The organism is Streptomyces sp. NRRL S-378, assembly GCF_000720645.1.
In the GTDB taxonomy this organism is placed as follows: domain Bacteria; phylum Actinomycetota; class Actinomycetes; order Streptomycetales; family Streptomycetaceae; genus Streptomyces.
Window position 1 is genome coordinate 55,645 of record NZ_JOBX01000038.1, and the last position, 20,379, is coordinate 76,023.

The 20,379-nt window shown below is 73.1% G+C and carries 12 protein-coding genes; 3 read left to right on the forward strand and 9 right to left on the reverse strand.

Annotation, left to right across the window (positions count from 1 at the left end; genetic code table 11):
• Window positions 1-20 precede the first annotated feature (20 nt).
• The 8 genes from IH80_RS0124745 to IH80_RS0124780 form a co-directional block, all read right to left on the reverse strand.
• Window positions 21-929, reverse strand: coding sequence for a DUF4231 domain-containing protein (locus tag IH80_RS0124745; protein WP_030963392.1), 909 nt, complete (start codon window positions 927-929; stop codon window positions 21-23).
• 63 nt (window positions 930-992) lie between these two features.
• On the reverse strand, window positions 993-4,994 hold the full coding sequence (gene fxsT / locus IH80_RS0124750; RefSeq protein ID WP_030963393.1) for an FxSxx-COOH system tetratricopeptide repeat protein: 4,002 nt from the start codon (window positions 4,992-4,994) through the stop codon (window positions 993-995).
• Entirely contained in the window at window positions 4,978-6,369 is a 1,392-nt protein-coding gene (locus IH80_RS0124755; protein ID WP_234432378.1) for a TIR-like protein FxsC, read from the reverse strand. Before IH80_RS0124755 ends, fxsT begins: the two co-directional genes overlap by 17 nt.
• Window positions 6,370-6,412: 43 nt before the next feature.
• Window positions 6,413-7,267 carry an aminoglycoside N(3)-acetyltransferase gene (locus IH80_RS0124760; RefSeq protein WP_420708853.1) on the reverse strand — a complete coding sequence of 285 codons (855 nt, stop codon included), beginning with the start codon at window positions 7,265-7,267 and terminating at the stop codon, window positions 6,413-6,415.
• On the reverse strand, window positions 7,264-9,516 hold the full coding sequence (fxsBH, locus tag IH80_RS0124765) for a radical SAM/SPASM protein FxsBH, inactivated beta-hydroxylase extension form (RefSeq protein WP_030963398.1): 2,253 nt from the start codon (window positions 9,514-9,516) through the stop codon (window positions 7,264-7,266). The genes IH80_RS0124760 and fxsBH overlap by 4 nt, the downstream gene beginning before the upstream one ends.
• Before the next feature lie 28 nt (window positions 9,517-9,544).
• A complete protein-coding gene (fxsA, locus tag IH80_RS41530; RefSeq protein WP_063757333.1) occupies window positions 9,545-9,709 on the reverse strand; it encodes an FxSxx-COOH cyclophane-containing RiPP peptide in 165 nt (54 codons plus the stop codon).
• Between the two features lie 501 nt (window positions 9,710-10,210).
• The gene (locus tag IH80_RS0124775; protein ID WP_030963399.1) at window positions 10,211-11,113 is read right to left on the reverse strand and encodes an alpha/beta fold hydrolase; all 903 of its coding nucleotides are present in this window, start codon (window positions 11,111-11,113) and stop codon (window positions 10,211-10,213) included.
• Window positions 11,114-12,506: 1,393 nt separating this feature from the next.
• Complete coding sequence (locus IH80_RS0124780) at window positions 12,507-13,523, reverse strand: membrane protein (RefSeq protein WP_030963401.1); 1,017 nt, start codon at window positions 13,521-13,523, stop codon at window positions 12,507-12,509.
• A 163-nt stretch (window positions 13,524-13,686) separates the two neighbouring features.
• On the opposite strand from IH80_RS0124780, the gene IH80_RS0124785 reads away from it, so the two are divergent.
• The 3 genes from IH80_RS0124785 to IH80_RS0124795 all read left to right on the forward strand — a co-directional run bounded on the left by IH80_RS0124785 (window position 13,687) and on the right by IH80_RS0124795 (window position 19,262).
• Entirely contained in the window at window positions 13,687-17,220 is a 3,534-nt protein-coding gene (locus IH80_RS0124785) for a DNA polymerase III subunit alpha (RefSeq protein ID WP_030963402.1), read from the forward strand.
• Window positions 17,217-18,221, forward strand: coding sequence for a DNA polymerase (locus IH80_RS0124790; RefSeq protein ID WP_030963403.1), 1,005 nt, complete (start codon window positions 17,217-17,219; stop codon window positions 18,219-18,221). Before IH80_RS0124785 ends, IH80_RS0124790 begins: the two co-directional genes overlap by 4 nt.
• A 180-nt stretch (window positions 18,222-18,401) precedes the next feature.
• Window positions 18,402-19,262, forward strand: coding sequence for an esterase/lipase family protein (locus tag IH80_RS0124795; protein WP_030963404.1), 861 nt, complete (start codon window positions 18,402-18,404; stop codon window positions 19,260-19,262).
• Between the two features lie 39 nt (window positions 19,263-19,301).
• On the opposite strand, the gene IH80_RS0124800 is transcribed toward IH80_RS0124795, so the two are convergent.
• Window positions 19,302-20,375, reverse strand: coding sequence for a lytic polysaccharide monooxygenase auxiliary activity family 9 protein (locus IH80_RS0124800; protein ID WP_030963406.1), 1,074 nt, complete (start codon window positions 20,373-20,375; stop codon window positions 19,302-19,304).
• Between the last annotated feature and the right edge of the window lie 4 nt (window positions 20,376-20,379).

A 20,379-nucleotide genomic window follows, 5' to 3' on the forward strand; every position in this document is an offset into this window, starting at 1 on the left:
CCCGCCCGCGACCACACGCCTCAACTGCTGTGCCGGGCCAGCCAGTCCGTGTGCTGCGGCGAGACGTACCGCTCGGTCTCGTACACCGACGAGGGCCACTGGACCTCGGTGATGGTCGTCTGCATCACGACCATCATCGCCGCCAGGTCCTGCTCGATCAGCGTGTGCGCCTCGATCAGCGGATGGTGGCGGCGCACCTCGTTCCAGGCGATGCCGGCCGCCGCCGCCGTGCTCAGCAGTCCCGTCAGGCCCGCCCCCGGGCCCGAGCCGAACGTCCTCAGCAGCGCGAACAGCAGGGCCAGACAGGTCAGCAGGACGATCGTCCACGACCACAGGCGCGTCGCCCGCCGGGACACCTCCGTCCGCCGCCGGTACCAGTTGCGCTGCTCGATCAGCCGGTCCCGTACGTACGTCTCGCGCCGCACGTGGTAGTCCCTGCCGCGCAGCCGCTGCATCGCCCCGGTGATCTCCGCACCCTCCGGCACCGCGCCCGCCGTCCGCGGATCCTCCCAGCCCATCTTCCGCAGCTCGGCAAGACCCGCCTCCAGCCGCGTCCGGTACGTCTCCCCGGGATCGGCCACGTCACTGCCGAACGGCGCCCCGTGCACCGCGTACCGCCAGGCAAGCGACTTGATGAACTCCGCAGCACTGCGGTTGAGCTGCCACTGCGGCCTGGCCCGGCGCCTGGTCGCCCGCATCCCCACGCCCAGCACCGCCGCGTACGAGAGCACGCTCAGCAGCCCGAACAGGTGCAGCGGGCCGAGCTCCGGCCCCGGCGGCAGTGCGGCGGCTCCCGCGGCCGCCACGAGCAGCAGCAGTTGCGCCCGCGTGGCATGGGTGGACTCCCGCTGCCGGGAGACCGCCGCCTGGTCCGTGTGGTGGAAGAGGGCCGGCAGGTCCTCGTTTCGAAAGGTCGTGCTGTCGGTCACAACGCCCCCCTCGTCTCGGGTGGCGGGCGGCGGGGACCGAGGCCCCCGCCGTCCTCCGTCGGATCACACGGCGAGCGGCTCCAGGTCCCGGTGGACCCGCCGCTCGTCACGCGCGTACCGGGTCAGGCTGTGGTCCTCGCCGAGCAGCCGGGTCAGCTCGGACACCACCTCGGCGCGCAGCCGGGCCGCCTCCTCCTTGCGGCCCATCGAGTCCAGGCTGATCGCCATGTTGGAGCTGCTCGCCAGGGTCTCCGGATGATGCGCCCCGAGCGCCTCGCGCAGCCGCAGCACGGCGAGCCGCTCCAGCTCCAGGGCCCCCTCCGGATCGCCCCGGTCGGCCCGGGTGTTGGCCAGGTTGAGATGCGCGAACACCGTGTGCGGGTGGTTGTCGCCCAGGACGTCCCGCATCAGCCGGATCGTCTGCCGCAGCATCGTCTCCGCCGGCTCCGCCGCACCCGTGCCCCAGTGGAAGACCGCCAGGTTGTTCACCGCCGCCAGCGTGTACGGGTGCCGCTCGCCCGGGACCTTCATGTACTCGTCGACCACCTCCTGCGCCAGGTCCCGCGCCCCGCCCGGGTCCCCCGTCGCGAACAGGTCCGAGGCCAGGTTCAGTTCGCAGGAGAGCAGGTCCGGGTTGACCGAGGTGTACTTGGCCCGGTAGCGGGCCCGGGTGGCCGTCGTCAGCCGCAGTGCGTCCTCCAGCTGCCCGGCCCGGCGCAGCGACACCGCCAGGTTCTTCGCGGCCGCCAGGGTGCCCGGGAACGCCCTGCCCAGCGTCCGCTTGTAGATCTCGTACGTACGGCTCAGCAGCTGCACCGAATCCTCGTACCGGCCCACCTCGCGCAGGTCGCGCGCGAGGTTCTGCGCGGACGACAGGGTGTACGGGTGCTCCGGGCCGAGCACCTCCGTGCGCAGGTCGTACACCTCCGTGTCGATCTCGCGGGCCCTGGTGTACTGGCCGACCAGCCGCAGGTTCAGCGCCAGGTTGTTCGCGGCGGCCAGGGTCCGCGGGTGCGCCTCGTGGAAGATCTGGCTGAAGCCCTCGTGCGCGTCGGTCGCCAGTTCCATCGCCTGTCCGTACTGGCCCAGCGCGCCGAGGGTGTTGGCCAGACCGCTCATGGTCATGTACGTGTGCGGGTGCGAGGGACCGAGCACCGCCCGCTGCCGCTCCAGCGTGACCTCGTCCAGTTCCTTCGCCTCCACGAACCGGCCCTGCGAACGCAGGATGTTCGACAGGTGGAAACGCAGGTAGAGGTACTGCAGGTCGTCGTTGCCGAGCATCTCCTTCCAGGCGTCGCGCAGTTCCTCGCCGAGCTGGTAGGCGGCCTTGAAGTCGCCGCGCTTCCAGAGGTAGCGGACCCGGTCGATCAGCAGCCTGCGCGTCTCCGGCTCCTTGCAGTACCGGGCCTCGGACGGGGTGAGGTGGGACCAGATGGTGTTGAACCGCGGCCAGGTCTCCGGGTTGTCGATCGGCTCGTCGTCGTCGGGCCGGGCGCCGGCCAGGATCCGGTGGACGGCGTGCCGGGCCTCCCGCTGGTCCTCCTCCGGCATCTGCGACCGGATCACCGCCTGCACCAGCCGGTGCACCTGGATGCTGTTGCTGACCTGGTCCACCTTGGCCAGCGCGAACCGGCCGATCTCCCGGATCACCCGGCCCAGCACCAGCTTCTCCTGGAGCGAGGCGTCGTACGGCTTGAGCGCGTCGATCATCTCCTTGCTGTAGAGCAGGCTCGCGGAGATCGGCTCCGGCGCCAGGAAGGCGCACAGCTGGAGCAGCCGGACCGCGGCCGGGGAACGGGACTGGAGCCGTTCTATGGAGATGTTCCACGTCGCGGCCACCGGCTCCGGGTATCCCGGCGGCTGGTTCAGGCCCAGCACGCTCGCCGCCTGCTGGGCCAGCTGCTCGATGTACGCGGCCACCGGCGTCGCGGTCTCCGCGATCCAGGCGCCCGCCTGTTCGACGGCCAGCGGCAGGTCGCCCACCGCGATCGCCACCTGCTCGGCGTCCTCCTTGGTGAGCCCGGGGGCCCGGCGCTGGAGGTGTTCGATGGACTCCTCGCGCAGGAACACGTCCACCGGCAGCGCGTCGCCGTACTGCGACCAGGACTGGTTGCGGGAGGTCACCAGCACGTGCCCCGGACCGCCCGGCGGGAAGAACCGCTTGAGGGTCTCGGGATCGTCCGCGTTGTCGAAGACCAGCAGCCAGCGGGAGGACGGCACCCCGCGCCGCAGCAGGTCGATCGCCTCCTGGGAGGCGGCCGCCATGTCCTCGCCGGTCTGCGCCCCCAGCCGTACCGCCAGCTCCGCGAGGGCGGCGACCACGTCGTCGGTCTGCTCCGAGGAGATCCACCACACCAGGTCGTAGTCGGCCATGAACCGGTGCACGTACTCCAGCGCCACCTGGGTCTTGCCGACGCCGCCGAGGCCGAACAGCGTCTGCGGCTGCGGGAGCACCACGGCCATGCCGCCGCCGAGCTGGTCGCGCATCCGCTCCAGCACGATGCTGCGGCCGGTGAACCCGGGATTGCGGGGCGGAGCGTTCCAGATCTTCGGAACGGTCCCCGGAAAACGGGGGCCGGGCTGCGAGGCGCTCGCCACGCTGTCGGGCAGGGCCATGGGCCTCTCCACCGCACGCAGCAGGGCGGCGGTGGCGTGCACCTCGTCGAGGCGGAACAGGTCCACCGGGTTGCGGTCGATGTACGGCGTGGACAGCCGTACGTCACCCACCCTCAGCGGCACCAGCTGGCGTCGGCCGCCGGTCGGGTCCTCGGCGGCCGCCCGCTCCCACACGTCCACGGCCCGCGCGGACTTCAGGTAGGCCGTGGAGAGCAGCACCACGGTCCGGGCGGCAGTGTCGATGCTGATGCCCGTGCCGCCGCCCAGCGTGTCCCCGCCGGACCCGGTGCCCGGGGCCGGCGCGGGCCGCTCGGCCGATACGTCCTTCGGCACCACCCGGAAGCCGGCCCGGGTCAGCACCGACTCGATCCAGTCGGCCCACATCCGGTTCTCGGCCACGTACGACAGGAACAGGTCGGCCGGCAGTGCCGGGCGCCGCCGCGTGAAGGCGTCCCTGATGCGCAGGCGGACCTCCTCGCCGATGGCGGGCATGGAGGTGATCTCGCCCTCGGTGACCACGGCGGTGAGCCGCTCGAAGGCCGAGAGGAGGGAGTTGGTCAGCCCCGCCTCGTCGCCGAAGGTGGCCAGCGTCTCCTCGTAGGCGTAGTACGGCCGGTAGGGGATCTCCACCGCGCCCCAGTAGGAGGTCAGCTCGTCCCCGACCAGGCCGCCCGGGAACCGGTCGAACTTGATCCGGGCCAGCGCCCGGCCCGCGTCGGCCTTCTCCTTCTCGCCCTCGTCGATCCGCATCGGAACGGGATAGATCTTGATGCCGCGGTCGTTGAACCGCTCGTCGATCTGACGGGCGACGGACGCGGCACCGTCGATGGACTGGTCGGACAGCGTGAAGCAGTCGACGAGGACGTCCGGCAGGTGCACGGTGCAGATGTCCGCGATGTCGGACAGACCCGTGCGGCTGTCGATCAGGACGTAGTCGTAGTTGCTCTTCATGTCGGCGCGTAAGGCGTCGAAGAACAGGCCGCCGCCGAGCCGGTCGTAGAAGTTGTCCCAGTCGAAGGTGGACACCGTCGCCGAGTACTCGCGGTTCTGCCGGCCCGCAGAGACGAAGTCCAGGGTGCCACCGTCCGGGAACTCCCAGCCCAGCGTCTCCGGAGTGAGGGAGACGGCGTGCGGCTGGATCCGCGCGTAGTCCTTGTGCCAGTCGTCCGCGCGCGTCACCGGACTGGTGGCCGCCCACGCGTACTCGCTGATCAGGTCGATCACCCCGGTGGTGGCCCCGAGCGTCGACGGGTCCAGGAAGGGGTGGAAGAACCGGTGCAGGCCCGGGGCCTCCAGGTCCCAGTCCACGGCCAGGACCCGCTTGCCGTTGGCCGCCAGGATCCAGGCGGTGTTGGCGAGCGCCATGGTGCGGCCCGTGCCGCCCTTGTACGAGTAGAAGGTGACGATGCGTCCGTCACGGCCGTCCCTGCTGTCACGACTCGCTGTCATCCGCGTCCCCCCGGTCGGTGTCGTTGCTGTCGTTGCCGTCGTTGTGGCCGCCGAACGTGTCGGGCGGAAAGGGCGCCGGTGGCGGGGCCGGAGGCCCGCTCATCCCCATCGGCCCCAGCAGCCGCGGGCGTTCGGTGTGGGTGTTGCCGGCCGGCAGGTAGACCTGGGCGTGCCTGAGGAACTGCTGCGCCGCGGCCTCGACCACCTGCGGCAGGATCTGCCCGAGGGTCTCCATGTTGGCCACCCCGTTCGCGGCGGCCCGGCAGGCGGCCCGGCCCTGGCCCATCTTGACGGGCAGCGTCTCCTCCAGCCGCCGCGCCAGCTCGATCTCCTTCGCGCGGCTCTGGTGGTCGTAGCGGTTCCACGGCACGACCACGTTGACCCACGGACGGGACTCCTGGTCGAAGGCGGCCAGGCGCTGGCGGCGGTGCTCGTCCTCCACCACCCAGCGGTCGACGATCAGGATCTCCGGCCGGGTGGGGGGCTGCTTGCTGTCGTAGTGCCCGGCCTCGTCGTCGAAGGAACCGATGCTGGTCTGGTAGTTGAGGTTCTTGACCAGGTCCTCGGCGACGTAGGCGATGGGCCGCTGCGCCACCGGGTGGTAGGGATTCCACTCCAGCGCACTGTCCCCGTAGTACTCGGGGCTGCGGCCGTCCGGCAGGTCGTGCCGGGAGGCGGCGGCGACGGTCACGTGCAGGCTGCGGGCGGGACTGCCGCCGCCCGTGGGGCCGAAGGCGCTCGGCACCCCCCGGTAGTCCAGCGGGCGGACCGGTTCGAGCCGGACGGTCTCGGCGACCCGCACGATGCGCTTGGCCAGCTCGTACACGGCCCGCTCGTACTGCTCGGCGTAGCCGCGCAGTTTGATCAGGCCGTACAGCCCGTCGGTGACGTAGCGCTCGCCGAAGGTGTTGTGGTTGAACTGCAACCGCTCCGCAGGGCCGGGGAGTTGCGACGGGGGCACCGGCACCCATAACGCGGGCACGATGGCCTCGGCGGGCTGGTTGCTCAGGGCCCCCTGATGGATCGCCCGCTGGGCGAAGGCGTACCACTCCTTGCCGCACATCTCACTGGCGAAATACCGCGGCGAGAACAACGGGACGAAGACCCGGCAGGTGGCGAGCGCCGCCCCGAGCCGCTCCGACCAGCCCTCGCCACTGCGTATCTCCCGGTCCATGAAACCGGCCTCGGCCCCCGCCGGCAGATCCGTCAGCGCCATGACATGGCTGCAGAGATCCCGGAAGAGGCGCTCGACCCACATGTCGGGGTCGGGCCCCCCGGCCCCGAATCTCGGTGTATGCGCATAACTGAGAAAAAAGTACGGCTGCACTGATGCGGGCACACGCCCCCCGTCCCGAAGCTGCGAGCGAAGAAACATCATTCCGGAGCTGCTTCGCCACATCCCCTCATCGTTCAGTCAATCAGCGTCTGTTTTCGGTCATCCACTCAAGGGCGTGGTCGACGGCTTCCGGGACGGAGAAGAGCATGCTCGACGCCCCTCCGACCCGCCCCCTGCGCACCCGCGAATCCGGGAACGCCCTGCCGATCTCCGCGAAATCACCGTCGTCCAGTGCGACGTCCTCGTATGCGGTCCACTCCCCCTCCTGGCGGGACCCCTGATGACCCTCCGGAAGGTTCACCTTCACCACACACTCGTACATGCGCAAGGGGGGCTTCGGAATTCGATACTCCGCGAGATGGAACGCGGTGCAGACGGAAAACCCCACATTGATCATGAGTACCTGTCCGCCCTCCCAGCACAGCTTTCCCAGGGGTGTCTCCTCACCCAGGTGACTTTCCAGGCGGTGGCCCGCGCAGAGCCGCTCCGCGTCCGCGCCGAGCGCGGCGAAGGAGGTCTGCGGGTGGGAGCTGCGCGCGGCGCCCGGCGCGGTCCGGACGGCCTCCGCGAGGGACCCCATGCCCTGGCTGGGGGTGCTCGCCGGGTCGAAGGCGGGCATCCGGTCGACGAAGGCCCGCACCTCGGCCTCGTCCATGCCGGCGATCCGCTCCAGGTGCGCGCTGGACGTCCTGGAGTTCTGCGGGGTGAACGCCGGCACCACCAAGGTCCCGCGCGGGCCCAGGACGCCCCGCAGGGCGTCGCGCAGCTGCTCCGCGCGCAGCCCGGTCCCGCGCAGCGAGGCGTGCACCAGGAGCCGCATCCCGGGCCGCACCCCGAGCAGCCGCAGCTGCACCGCGAGCTGCAGGGCGCCCGTGGTCCGGCGGCCCCGGCCCGGGCCCGCCGGGGAGGGTGCCGGGGCGGGGGAGTGGGCGCTCACGCGTCGACCGCCTTCAGCTCGTAGCGCAGCTCCGCCACCAGACGCTTGCCGGTGACCGTCAGCTCGGCCGCGGCCCAGAGCCGGTCCAGCGCCTCGTGGATGCGGTCCGCGCCGCCCGGCTCGGGACCCGTCGTCGCCCGCCGGTACGCCTCCACCGCCACCCGCTCGTGCACGTCGGCCAGCAGCCGCGACACCGGCACCGGGCGCGACCGCCACGGCGAAGGGTGCTGCCACTCCCCGTCCAGCGCGTACAGGTCGGTGACCTCGGTCAGGGCCCGCAGCCGGGTCCGCCGCCGACCGGTCAGCAGCGCGAGCGCGGTCTCCCGTACGCCCGCCGCGTACGGCACCCCGAGGGCACCCGGCCCGTGCCGGCCCGCCTCGCCCCACCCACCGGCCCGTGGGCCGCCCGCGAGCGGCGTCAGGGTGGTCAGCCCGGCCGCCGCCGCCCGGGCGAACCCGGGCACCGCCTTGTGCAGCAGGGCCCAGGCCCGGTCGAGCCTGCCCCGCCACTCCTCGGTCTCGCCGGCGCCGAGCCGCAGCCTGGGCGGGCGGGGGAAGCAGTTGCGGTACGGGTCGAGGTCCTCCAGTGCCACCGGCGCCGCGTCCGGGCCGGGCGACCAGGTGCGTACGGGCTGCCAGCGGGCGTCGCCGTCCGCCGGCCCGAAGCGGTGCTCGGAGCGGCCGTCCCGGGCCACGTAGCCGTCGTCGGTGACGCGCAGCGAGGCCCGGCCCTCCGTGCCCGGCTCTCCGAGCCGCAGCAGCCCGAGGGTCGGCAGGTACACCTCGCCGTCCCGGTAGGCCACCTCGGCCGGCAGGTCCAGCCGCCCGCGCAGCACGGCCGCGGCGGCCAGCGCGGTGAGCCTGCGGGCCGCCTCCGGGGCGCCGGGACGCCCGTCCCGCGCGGCGTCCAGGGACGCCAGCACCCAGGTCCGGGTGAAGGGGTGGTCCAGTACGGCGTCCAGCGCGTCGGCGCCCGCCTCCCCGGCCCGCTCCACGGCGGCCACCAGCTCCCAGGCGTGCGCCCAGTCGGGGTCTGCGGCCAGGTCCGCGTTCAGCCGGGCCAGCAGGATCCGGGTCAGCTCCTCCTGGGAGCGGGCCAGTTCGGCCGGGTCGGACAGCTGGGGAGCGGTCTCCCGGAGCGCGGTGCGGCCCTCGACCCCGTCCACGAGTTCGCGCAGGTCGGTGCAGTACACGGAGGGGTTGTCGAAGCCGTTGCGTTCGCGGTAGCGGTGGGTGTAGAGCCCGCCCCCGCACGAACGTACGACGGGGCAGCGGCGGCACGTGTCGCTGACGCCCGCGAGGCCCAGTTGCCGGGCACGGACCCCGGGATGGGCCGCGACCTGGTCGAATGAGTGCTCGAAGACGTTGAACCCGGTGGCCGCGGCTCCCTCGAAGGCGCTCTTGAGGGAGTCCACCTGCTCCAGGGTGCCGTCGGTCTCGACGACGACGAGGTCGGTGGGCGCGAGGCCGAGTGACTCGGTGAGGCTGGGGCCGCCGCGCAGGGTGGACAGCAGGGACTCGAAGAGCCGTACGGGCACCGGGCGGCCCAGCCGCTCCCAGTGGTCGAAGATCCGCAGGAGCCAGCGGGCATAGGCGTCCGGCTCCCCGTCCGGCCGGACGGGCGGCGTTTCCCAGGTGGCGTGCGGAAGGAGGAAGTCCACCCGCGGGGGTTCGAGTTCGACGAGCGCGTCGAGCACGGCGACGGGGTCGTTGGCCACGTCCACGGTGCAGAGCAGGCCCTGGTAGAGGTGGCGGTAGGGCGCGGAACGCAGCCGTGCGACGGCGGCGAGGACCAGCGGATGGCTCGTACGGCCGTCGGCGAAGCGGCGGTGGCGGTCGTTGGCGGCGCGGTCCCCGTCGAGGGAGATGCCGACCCGGACGCCGAACTCGGCGAACAGGTCGAGGCAACGGCTGCCGAGCTGGAGCCCGTTGGTGTGGATCCGCAGGTCGAGGGCGGCGATCCCGGAGAGCGCCCGGCTGAACTCCTCGCAGACGAGTCGGAGCCGGGCCGTGCCCGCCAACAGGGGTTCCCCTCCGTGGAGAATCACCGTGACGGAGGGGAGTGCATGGTCACGGGCATGTTCGGCGAGCCTGGACGCGGTACGTGAAATAACCTCGGGGGAGATCACTTTCGGCCGGGCTCGCCAGCTCTGATCTGCGTGTTCGTAGACATAGCAGTGATCACAAGCAAGATCGCATCTGCTGTGAACTTTCAGGACGATCTCGCGAAATGCGATCAGGCCGGTCATTCCGCCAGTCTAGAGCTCTCGTTCCGCCTCAGAGCGCGGAGTTGAAGATCGGTGCCTGAACCGGACGGCCGGATGCGGCCGGGAGCACGCGACCGAGCGTCGCGGCCGCGGACGCGGTCTCGACGTCGATCTTGGCGAGCGGCACCCGGCGGGCCTTGACCGTGCTGGTCGGGGGGGTTGCGGAAGTGTTCACGACACCGTCCTCGGGGAAGTCTGTGGAATGGGCATGTGAATGACAACAGCGACGCGCTGCCGTCAAGCGTGGACTTTACTCGGCCACACCCCATTGGCAACCGAGACATGACGCCTGGTCAACCGTTCTATAGCGAGTGCGGCGTATTTCCCGAGGTGGCTTATTCGGCCGTTCGCCGGACGGCAAGATCCTTTTCTCCCGGCGGCGCCGGGGAAGGCCGTCGCGGACGGGCCGCGGTCGCACTGCGGGCAGCCCGTCCGGACGGGGTACCCGCAGTGCGACCGCCTGGCCGGAGCTCGCCGTGACGCCGTGCGAGGTGCTCGCCGAACAGGCGGGGCGGACCTCGCCGCGGGTCGGGTTCCGGGTGCGGACGACTCGCCCGGCCGCCCGCCCCGTGGCGGCCCCGCTCCCTTGGCGTTGCGGCTAGTTGACACGTAATCAGATGCGCTGCGGAAACGGGGCGGAGCCCCCTGGGGATGCTGCACGGGGGCCGAACGGCCTTTATGCGGGCTGCTGTTCGCTGAGCGGTGGAGTCGGGAGGTCGCGCAGCAGCCAGTTCAGTACGTCGGGCAGTGCGCGCAGGGCCGCGAAGTGGGCGGCGGCCGGCTCGATGGTGGTGGTGGCCCCGGGGATGCGGCGCGCCAGCCAGCGGGAGTGGCCCACGGGGGAGAACACGTCGAGCTCCCCGTGCCAGATCAGCACCGGGCAGCGGATGTCGGCCGGGTCGAAGCCCCAGGGGCGGCTGAAGGCGAGGACGTCGTCGATCCAGCCGTACGCCGAATGGCGCAGCCCCTCGCGGTAGTTCCGCAGCAGCATCGACCGCAGCCCGGCGTCCGAGACGATCATGCGGTCGTTGTCGGTCAGCTCCCGGCGCAGCTCGTCCAGGAGCCGCCCCGGATCCTTGCGGATGCCGTCGGCGCGCGGGATCAGCCGGGCGGCCAGTTCCTCGGGGTCGGTGGAGGCGGTGGTGTACTCCTGGACGTTCGACGCGGCCATTCCGGCGAACCAGTCCAGGTCCTCCGCGTCCCGGGGAGCCAGCCCGACCATCGCCGCGGTGCGGGTGACCCGCTCCGGCAGCAGAGCGGCGCAGGCGAGGGCGCCGGCGGCGCCTCCGGAGCGGCCCGCCACCGCGAACCTGTCCAGACCGAGGGAGTCGGCCACGGCGGCCACGTCATGGGCCACGTCGGCGACGGTGCGGCCCGGGTGACGGTCGGAGCCGCCGTAGCCGGGTCTGTCGTAGGCGATGAGCTGCATCCGGCGCTGGTAGAGGACCATGCCCCGGGGGGCCGGGCCCAGGCGGCTTCCGGGCATGCCGTGGAGCAGGAAGACGGGCTTGCCCTCCGGATCGCCCCAGCGCTCCACGGTCAGAGCGCGCCCGTCCGCTGTGCGCACCTGATGGCGCACGCGCTCCCTCCCTCACGATCGGTGTGAGTCGTCACGGCGATTGTGCTCGCTGGGGGAGGAGTGCGGTAGGGCGCACTCAGGGGGCGATTCCGGTGCCGGTCCCCGCAGGCGCACGCCGCCGACCCGCCCGGCCGCTTCCGTACTGCGGGGCGTGCCGGGAGCGAAGGGCGGGGTCCGCTCGGAGGCGTGCGATCACAGGCCTTCGCTCAGAGGTGTGCTCCGGCGGAGTGTCTCCTCGGCCGGTTCGCTGCGCGGCTCGGCGGTAGTGGGTGCTCCTGCGGGGCGGTGGTGATGCGGTGTGGGGCGGTGCCCTGCGGCTCCCGCCGGGGGTGGCCATGGTTGCTGTGGGCCGGTGGTGATGGGGTGTGGGGCGGTGCTCCGGCGGAGTGTCTCCTCGGCCGGTTCGCTGCGCGGGCTCGGCGGTAGGGGCTGTTCCTGCGGGGCGGTGGTGATGGGGTGTGGGGCGGTGCCCCGGCGGAGTGTCTCCTCGGCCGGTCGCTGCGCGGGCTCAGCGGTGGGGGCTGTTCCTGTGGGCCGGTGGTGATGGGGTGTGGGGCGGTGCCCCGGCGGAGTGTCTCCTCGGCCGGGTCGCTGCGCGGGCTCAGCGGTGGGGGCTGTTCCTGCGGGGCGGGTGGTGATGGGGTGTGGGGCGGTGCCCCGGCGGAGTGTCTCCTCGGCCGGTTCGCTGCGCGGCTCGGCGGTAGTGGGCTGTTCCTGCGGGGCGGGTGGTGATGGGGTGTGGGGCGGTGCCCCGGCGGAATGTCTCCTCGGCTCGGCGCGTGCGGCTTTGTCGTGGGCAGGCGGGTTGGGTTGCGCGCTCGTCCTGCGGGGACACTCCGCCGTGTCCCCACCCCACGCCACGGCTCCGCCCGAACGACACCACCCGCTTGCGGAACCGGCTCGTGCTGGTGGAGGGGGGACGGGGAGGGGTGTCCCCGCAGGACGAGGCGCGACCGGGGCCGTCTGGCCGGGCCGGGGCAGCACGCGCCGAGCCGAGGAGATACGGTGCCAGGGCAGCACGCGCCGAGCCGAGGAGATACCCCTGCCCGGCACCCCGACCCACCCGCACCGCGCCCGTACCCCGGCCCGCCGCACATTCCGGCCGGACCGGACCACCCAGCAGCCCCGCAGGGGACCCGCGGCACGATCAGGCCCCGCGAAGCAACCCCGCAGGGGACCCGCACCGTGGTACCCCGGCCCTGCAGACCGGGCCACCGCCCAGCAGCCCCGCAGGGGACCCGCGGCACGGTCCGGACCCCGCAAAGCACCCCGCAGGGGCCCGGCACCCCGACCCGGCTCCACCGCGCCCATACCCCGGCCCGCCGCACACTTCGGCCGGACCAACCACCGCAAAGCAACCCCGCCGAGCAACCCCGCAGGGGCACCGCAGGCGTTACGCCGGGCGGCCTCGGCGGAGGGTGGCGCAGGCCAGGGTGATTGCCGAGCCGACCACCGCCCAGGCGCTCAGCACCAGCATCGGCCCGCCGGCCCCGTTGCCGCCGAAATAGGTGATGGAGCGCGCGGCGTACGTACCGGCGCCCGGCGGCAGGGCCGGGCCGATGGTGCTCCAGAACGGCGGCAGCAGCGGGTACGGATAGGCGCCGCCCGCGCTCGGGTTGCCGAGCACCACGATCACCAGGATCGCCAGGCCGATGCCGATCACGCCCGCCAGCCCCTGGAAGGCGAGGGTGATCGCGCCGACCGCGAAGACGACCAGGGTGCCCAGCCCCCACAGGCCCCAGATGCTGCCGGGCAGTGCGTCCAGGACCGGGCCGGCGATGACCGCGCCGAGCAGTCCGGCGCCGAGCGCGTACACGAGCAGCGCACCGAGCCGGATGACGGCGCGGTGTGCGTTGGCGGGCCGCGCGCCGGCGCTGATCGCGAGGATCGCGGCGCACAGGTAGCCGCCCACGCACCATCCGATGACGAGGTAGAAGGAGCTCAGGCCGCGGCTGTCGCCCTTGGCTGCCGGGGCCACGTCGGTGACCCGTACGGTCCGCCCCTGGGCCCGTTCGGCTGCGCCGACGACCTCCTCCAGGGCCTGGGACAACGAGGCGCCGGCGCCCGAGGCGACCAGCAGCCGGTCGGTCCGGCCGGCCGGGTCGATGATCAGCGCGCCGTCCACGTCCCGGTGCTCGACCTGGGCGCGCGCCGCGGCCTCGCCCTCGACCACGCGGGGGTCGAGCGGGTCTCCCGGCAGGGCGCCCAGCTGTTGCGCGGACCGCTCGGCCACCGGCGCTGCGGGTGCGGTCACGGCGATGGGGATCTTGCTGGGCTTCGGATGGTGGAAGGCCCCGATGTACGAGGTGATGAAGGCGAGCTGGAGCACCAGCACCCCCAGGACGAGCAGTGCCGCCCGGGTGGTCACGGCGTCCTTGATCTCGGCGAGGAAACCTTGGGACGGGGTCATGTCTCACACGCTCGGCGTGCGCGGGGCGGGCCGCAGCAGGGGCGGGCCGAACGGATGACCGCGCCGTGCGCAGGTGGTCGAACATGTGTTTCGCACGGGTATTCGAATTGCTCTATGGTGGAGAGCGGGGGTGGTGTTCTACGAGCGAAGCAGGAGGCCGCGGGTGCCTGGTTTTACGCATCTGCACACCGTTTCGGGGTTCTCCATGCGCTACGGAGGCTCCCACCCGGAACGGCTGGCGGAGCGTGCCGCCGAGCGGGGCATGGACGCCCTCGCCCTGACCGACCGCGACACCCTGGCGGGCGCGGTCCGGTTCGCGAAGGCGTCGGCCAAGGCGGGCATCCGGCCGCTGTTCGGCGTGGACATGGCGGTGCCGCCCGCCGGTTCCCCCGCGGCGGGCCCGGCCGGGCCGGGGGGCTCGACCGCGTCCTCCGCGGGCGGCGGTCCGGGTGAGGCCTCGTACCGGCGGCGCACCCCCGTCAAGGGCGGGGCCTTCCTGGACGAGTCCGCCGCCCGGGCCGTCTTCCTGGCCCGGGACGGAGCCGTCGGCTGGGCCGAGCTGTGCCGGATGGTCACCGCCGCCCACGCGACGGCCGCCGAGGTCCCGCTCGTCCCCTGGGACGCCCTGCGCGGGGAGGGCGTCTTCGTGCTCCTCGGGCCCGGCTCCGAGGTGGGGCGGGCGCTCGCGGCGGGCCGCCCCGACCGGGCCGCCCGGCTGCTCGCGCCCTGGCGCGAGGTCTACGGGGACTCCCTGCGCCTGGAGGCCGTCCACCACGGCCGCACCGGTACCGGCCCCGGCTCGCTGCGGCTGGCCGCCCGTACCGTCGGCTTCGCCGCCGAGCAGGGCGTCCCGGCCGTGCTCACCAACGCTGTCCGCTACGCCGACCCCGGCCAGGGCCCGGTCGCCGACATCCTCGACGCGGCCCGCCGCCTGGTCCCCATCGACCGCCGCGGCCCCCTCGACACCGGTGAGCGCTGGCTCAAGGCCCCCGCCGCCATGACCGAGGCCGCCGACCTGATCGCCCGGGCGGCCGGCCTCGGCCCCACCGACGCCCGCCGCCTGCTCGCGCAGACCCGGCACACCGCCGAGGCCTGCTCCGTGGACCCCGAGGACGACCTCGGCATCGGCTCCGTGCACTTCCCCGAGGCCCGGCTCGTCGGCGCCGCCCACCGCAGCGCCCAGCGGGTCCTCACCTCCCGGGCCTCCGCCGGCATGGTCCTGCGCGGCTACGCGGGCGACCCCGCCTACTGGGAGCGGATGCACCACGAGCTCGACATCATCGCCCACCACGGCTTCGCCTCGTACTTCCTGACGGTCGCCCAGGTGGTGGACGACGTACGGGAGATGGGCATCCGGGTGGCGGCCCGCGGCTCCGGCGCCGGCTCCCTCGTCAACCACCTGCTCGGGATCGCGCACGCCGATCCCGTCGAGCACGGCCTGCTGATGGAGCGCTTCCTGTCCAAGCGCCGGCGCGTCCTGCCCGACATCGACATCGACGTGGAGTCCGCCCGACGGCTGGAGGTCTACCGGCGGATCATCGACCGGTTCGGCGCCGAGCGCGTCGCCACCGTCTCCATGCCCGAGACCTACCGGGTCCGGCACGCCATCCGGGACGTCGGCGCCGCCCTGTCCATGGACCCGGCCGTCGTCGACCGGCTCGCCAAGGCCTTCCCGCACATCCGGGCCCGCGACGCCCGGGCCGCGCTGGAGGAACTGCCCGAACTGCGCGACGTACGCGGGGAGTCGTACGGGCGGCTGTGGGAGCTCGTCGAATCGCTGGACGCGCTGCCGCGCGGCATCGCCATGCATCCGTGCGGGGTGCTGCTGTCCGACGCCTCGCTGCTCGCCCGTACGCCGGTGGTGCCCACCAGCGGCGAGGGCTTCCCCATGTCCCAGTTCGACAAGGACGACGTGGAGGAGCTCGGGCTGCTCAAGCTGGACGTGCTGGGCGTGCGGATGCAGTCCGCGATGGCCCACGCGGTCGCGGAGATCCGGCGCGGCACGGGGGTGGAGCTCGACCTGGACGACCCGGCGCAGGTGCCGCCCGGCGACCGGGCCACGTACGAGCTGATCCGTTCGGCCGAGACGCTGGGCTGCTTCCAGATCGAATCGCCGGGCCAGCGGGACCTGGTGGGGCGGCTCCAGCCGGCGACCTTCCACGACCTGGTCGTCGACATCTCCCTCTTCCGCCCGGGACCGGTGGCCGCCGACATGGTGCGGCCCTTCATCGAGGCCCGGCACGGGCGGGCGCCGGTGCGCTTCCCGCATCCGGACCTCGCCGACGCGCTGCGCGAGACGTACGGGGTGGTGGTCTTCCACGAGCAGATCATCGAGATCGTGGACGTCATGACCGGCTGCGGGCGGGACGAGGCGGACCGTGTGCGGCGCGGGCTGTCCGACCCGCCGTCGCAGGCGCGGATCAAGGTCTGGTTCGCGGCGAAGGCCGCCGAGCGCGGCTATCCGGCGGAGGTGATCGCCCGTACCTGGGAGATCGTGGAGGCCTTCGGCAGCTACGGCTTCTGCAAGGCGCACGCGGTGGCCTTCGCCGTGCCCACCTACCAGTCGGCGTGGCTGAAGGCGCACCACCCGGCGGCCTTCTACGCCGGGCTGCTGACCCACGACCCGGGGATGTACCCGAAGCGGCTGCTGCTGGCGGACGCCCGGCGGCGGGGCGTGCCGGTGCTGCCGCTGGACGTGAACAGGTCGGCGGTCGCCCCCCGCATCGAACTGGTGTCCGATGCGGGGGGTGTGTGGGGACTGCGGCTGGGGCTCGCCGACGTCCACGGCATCAGCGGGGCCGAGGCGGCCCGGATCGAGTCCGGGCAGCCCTACGCCTCCCTGCGCGACTTCTGGGACCGGGCCCGTCCGGGGCGCCCGGTCGCCGAACGGCTCGCCCAGGTGGGCGCCTTGGACTCCTTCGGCGCCAACCGCCGCGACCTGCTCCTGCACGTGACGGAACTGCACGGCGCGCAGCGGGCGGCCGGTGTGCGCGGCCCCCAACTCCCGCTGGAGGGAGGCCGGTCCACGGCCTCCGTCGGACTGCCCGACCTGTCCGACGCGGAACGGCTCAGCGCCGAGCTGGGCGTCCTCGGCATGGACACCTCGCGGCACCTGATGGGCGACCACCACGCCTTCCTGGCCGAGCTGGGAGTGATCCCGGCGCGCCGGCTGCGGGAGGCCGAGCACGGACGGACCGTCCTGGTCGCGGGGGCCAAGGCGGCCACCCAGACCCCGCCGATCCGGTCCGGGAAGCGGGTCATCTTCACGACGCTGGACGACGGCACGGGCCTGGTCGACCTGGCCTTCTTCGACGACAGCCACGAGCGGTGCGCGCACACCGTCTTCCATTCCTTCCTGCTGCTGGTACGAGGCGTCGTGCAGCGCAGGGGCCCGCAGAGCCTGAGCGTGGTCGGGGCGGCGGCGTGGAACCTGGCGGAGCTGGTGGAACTGCGCGCGACGGGCGGCCTGGACGCGGTCGCGGCCCGCCTCGCCGAGCCGCCCGGCAACGCCTCCGGCGAACCGGCAGCCACGGGCGGGGGCGCGGCCGACGGGGAACCGGCGGCGAAGGGACCCGGGCGCACGATCCGCATGTCCACGGGGTACGAGATGAACCCCTGGGCGGACCTCCAGCCGCCGGGAACCGGCCCCGCGACCGGCCGCAAGCTGTGGCACTCCAGCCCGGGGAGCGCGGGATGAGCGCCACCGGGAACGCCGTGCTGTGCCTGCGGCTGCACCCCGCCGGCGGAGGACCGCTCGGGGCGCGGGAGTACGCCGGGGTGCTCGCGCTGCTCGGCGGGATCACCCCGGCCGTGCAGGCGCTGCCGCCGGACGCCGCCCTCGCCGATGTCCGCGGCGCGCTGCGCTACTTCGGCTGCGACGCCCGCCGGCTGGCCGCCGTGATCCGGGTCCGGGCCCTCGCCCTGTACGGCGTGGACGCCGCCGTCGGCGTGGCCGGCAATCCGATGCTGGCCCGGGCGGCGGCCCGCGACGCCCGCCCCGGGGGAACCGTGGTGCTCCCCGAAGACCCCGCCGCCGTACGGGCCTTCCTGGCGGGCAAGCCCGTCACCGCACTCGACGGGGTCGGCCCCAAGGCGGCCCGCACCCTGTGCTCCTACGGCCTGGATTCCGTCGGCCGGGTCGCCGCCGCGCCGCCCGCCGCCCTGCGGCGGATCCTCGGTGCCCGGCTCGGCCGCGAGGTGCACGAGCGCGCCCTCGGGATCGACCGGACCCCCGTCCGGCCGGGCGAGGCCGCCCGCGCCCTCGCCGCCGAGCGGCTCTTCGACCGGGACGAGCTGGATCCCGCACGGCACCGGCGGGCCCTGCTCTCGCTGACGGAGGAGCTCGGCACGAAGCTTCGTACACAGGAGGGCGGGCAGGTGTGCCGCGTCCTGTCGCTCACCGTGCGCTGCGCCGACCGCACCACGCTCACCCGGACCCGCACCCTGGCCGAACCCACCGCGCACTCGGCGGCCCTGACGGCCACGGCCTACGCCCTGTACGAGGGCCTCGGCCTGCAACGGGCCCGGGTCCGCGCGCTGTCCCTGCGGGCCGAGGAGCTGATCCCGGCCGAACGGGCCGCACGGCAGCTGAGTTTCGACCCCGAGGACGAGAAGGCCCGCCGCCTGGAGGCCGTCACCGACCGGGTCCGTACGCGCTTCGGTCCGCACGCCATCGCCCGTGGCACGCTGGCGGCCTGACGGACGGTCGGACTGCAGCACGCACGCCCCGTCGCGCGACACGCGAGTTTTTACCGACGCGTAACTTCCCTGTGTTGCTACTCACCCGTAATTTGACGGCAGCAGCGCCCTCTTGTGATCCGGATCACGGGACGAACCCCCACGCTCATCCCCTTGAGTCGAACGCAAGGAGATCACACGATGCTGCCCTGGAGACGCCTGCTCCGCCCGCTGGCCGTCCTCACCCTCACCGCAGCCGCACTCGTCGCCCCCACCGGCACGGCGCAGGCCGCATCCGCCCCCAGCAGCGGCTGGAACAACTGGTCCTGCAAGCCGTCCGCCGCCCACCCCCGCCCCGTCGTCCTCGTCCACGGAACCTTCGGCAACTCCTGGGACAACTGGCTCGGCCTCGCACCGTACCTGGTGCACCGCGGGTACTGCGTCTACTCGCTCGACTACGGCCAGCTGCCCGGCGTGCCCCTCTTCAACGGGCTCGGCCCCATCGACAAGTCCGCCGAACAGCTCGACGTCTTCGTCGACCGGGTGCTCGCCGCCACCGGCGCGCCCAAGACCGACATCATCGGACACTCCCAGGGCGGCATGATGCCGCGCTACTACCTGAAGTTCCTCGGCGGCGCGAAGAAGGTCAACGCGCTGGTCGGGCTCGCCCCCGACAACCACGGCACCACCCTGCTCGGGTTCACCAAGCTCCTCCCGTACTTCCCCGGGGCCGAGGACCTGATCAGCAGTGCGACCCCCGGCCTCGCCGACCAGATCGCCGGCTCCGCCTTCCTGCAGAAGCTCAACGAGGGCGGGGACACCGTGCCCGGGGTGAAGTACACGGTCATCGCCACCAAGTACGACGAGGTGGTGACGCCGTACCGGAGCGGCTTCCTGGAGGGGCCGAACGTACGCAACGTCGTGCTCCAGGACCTGTGCTTCCTGGACCTCTCGGAGCACGTGGCCATCGGGCTCACCGACCGGATCGCCTGGCACGAGGCGGTCAACGCCCTCGACCCGGCCAACGCCGAACGGACCACCTGCGCCTCGGTCTTCGACTGACACGAGACGCGGGCGGTCCGCCCGGGGAAACCCGTTCGACTAGCGGCCGCGCCGGCCCGCCGTCGTCGCACGGCGGCGGGCCATCGCGAACAGCACGGCCGCGCCGACGGCCAGGGCGCCGGCCCCGGCGATGGCGATGGACGGGGTGGCGCTGTTGCCGCCGGTCTCCGCCAGGTTGCCGCTCGCCGACGTGCCCGGGTCCGCCGGGTTGGCGGAGGCGGACGAGGACGGGAGGGAGGCGCCGGCCGCGCCGTTCGTCTTCGGGTCGTTGTCGCCGTGGCCGTTGTGCTCCACCGAGGACTTGCCGGCGCCGTCGGCGATCTGCTGGTCGGTCGGGGCGGAGGGCTTGTCGGCCGGCTTGGACCCGGTGCCGGTGCCGGTGCCGCTGCCGCTGCCGGTGCTGGGCCTGGTGCTGGGGGAGGCTCCCGTACCGCTGTTGCCCCCGTTGCCGCCGTTCCCGCCTCCGTTGTCCTTGCCGAAGACCACGTCCGAGCAGGTGTAGAAGGCCTCCGGGCTGTCGGAGCGCTGCCAGATGCTGTAGATCAGGTGGCGGCCGGACTTGTTCGGGACGGTCCCGGAGAAGACGTAGTCGCCGTTCTGCATGCCCGGGTCGGTGGCCTTCGCGAACGGCGCGGGCTCCAGGTCGGACCACTTCAGCGGCTTCGTCGGGTCGTAGCCGTCCTTCGTCACGTACAGCTCGAAGGAGCCCTTGTGCGGGGCCGTGCCCTTGTACCGGAAGGTGTGCGGGCCGGCGGACATCGGGCCGGCCGGCCAGTCCGCGCGGGCCAGGTCCAGGCCCTGGTACTTGTCGTTGCCGGCGGAGCACAGCTGGCCGTTCGGGATCAGCGCCCTGTGGTTCCCGGCCGCGTTGGCGATGTTCACGGCGTTCCAGTCGTAGAACGCCTGCGTCCCGCTGGCGGCGACGGCCGCCTTGCACGCCGCCGACTTCGGCGACTCCGGTCCCTCCGCGTAGCACGCCGCCACCCGGCTGACCGGGTCCGTCATCGAGCCGTGTGCGGCCGCGGGCACGGCGGCGTACGCGACCAGCGCGAGCGGGGCGACACCGGCGGCGGCGATACGGGTCGGCGTCACGGTGCGGCGGCGTGCGGACATGAGG

Bases quoted from the DNA above. Each gene is read 5' to 3' on its own strand.
- fxsT (WP_030963393.1), bottom strand. From the start codon at position 4,994: ATGACAGCGAGTCGTGACAGCAGGGACGGCCGTGACGGACGCATCGTC.
- IH80_RS0124755 (WP_234432378.1), bottom strand. From the start codon at position 6,369: ATGTTTCTTCGCTCGCAGCTTCGGGACGGGGGGCGTGTGCCCGCATCA.
- fxsBH (WP_030963398.1), bottom strand. From the start codon at position 9,516: ATGACCGGCCTGATCGCATTTCGCGAGATCGTCCTGAAAGTTCACAGC.
- IH80_RS0124780 (WP_030963401.1), bottom strand. From the start codon at position 13,523: ATGACCCCGTCCCAAGGTTTCCTCGCCGAGATCAAGGACGCCGTGACC.
- IH80_RS0124790 (WP_030963403.1), top strand. From the start codon at position 17,217: ATGAGCGCCACCGGGAACGCCGTGCTGTGCCTGCGGCTGCACCCCGCC.
- IH80_RS0124795 (WP_030963404.1), top strand. From the start codon at position 18,402: ATGCTGCCCTGGAGACGCCTGCTCCGCCCGCTGGCCGTCCTCACCCTC.
- IH80_RS0124800 (WP_030963406.1), bottom strand. From the start codon at position 20,375: ATGTCCGCACGCCGCCGCACCGTGACGCCGACCCGTATCGCCGCCGCC.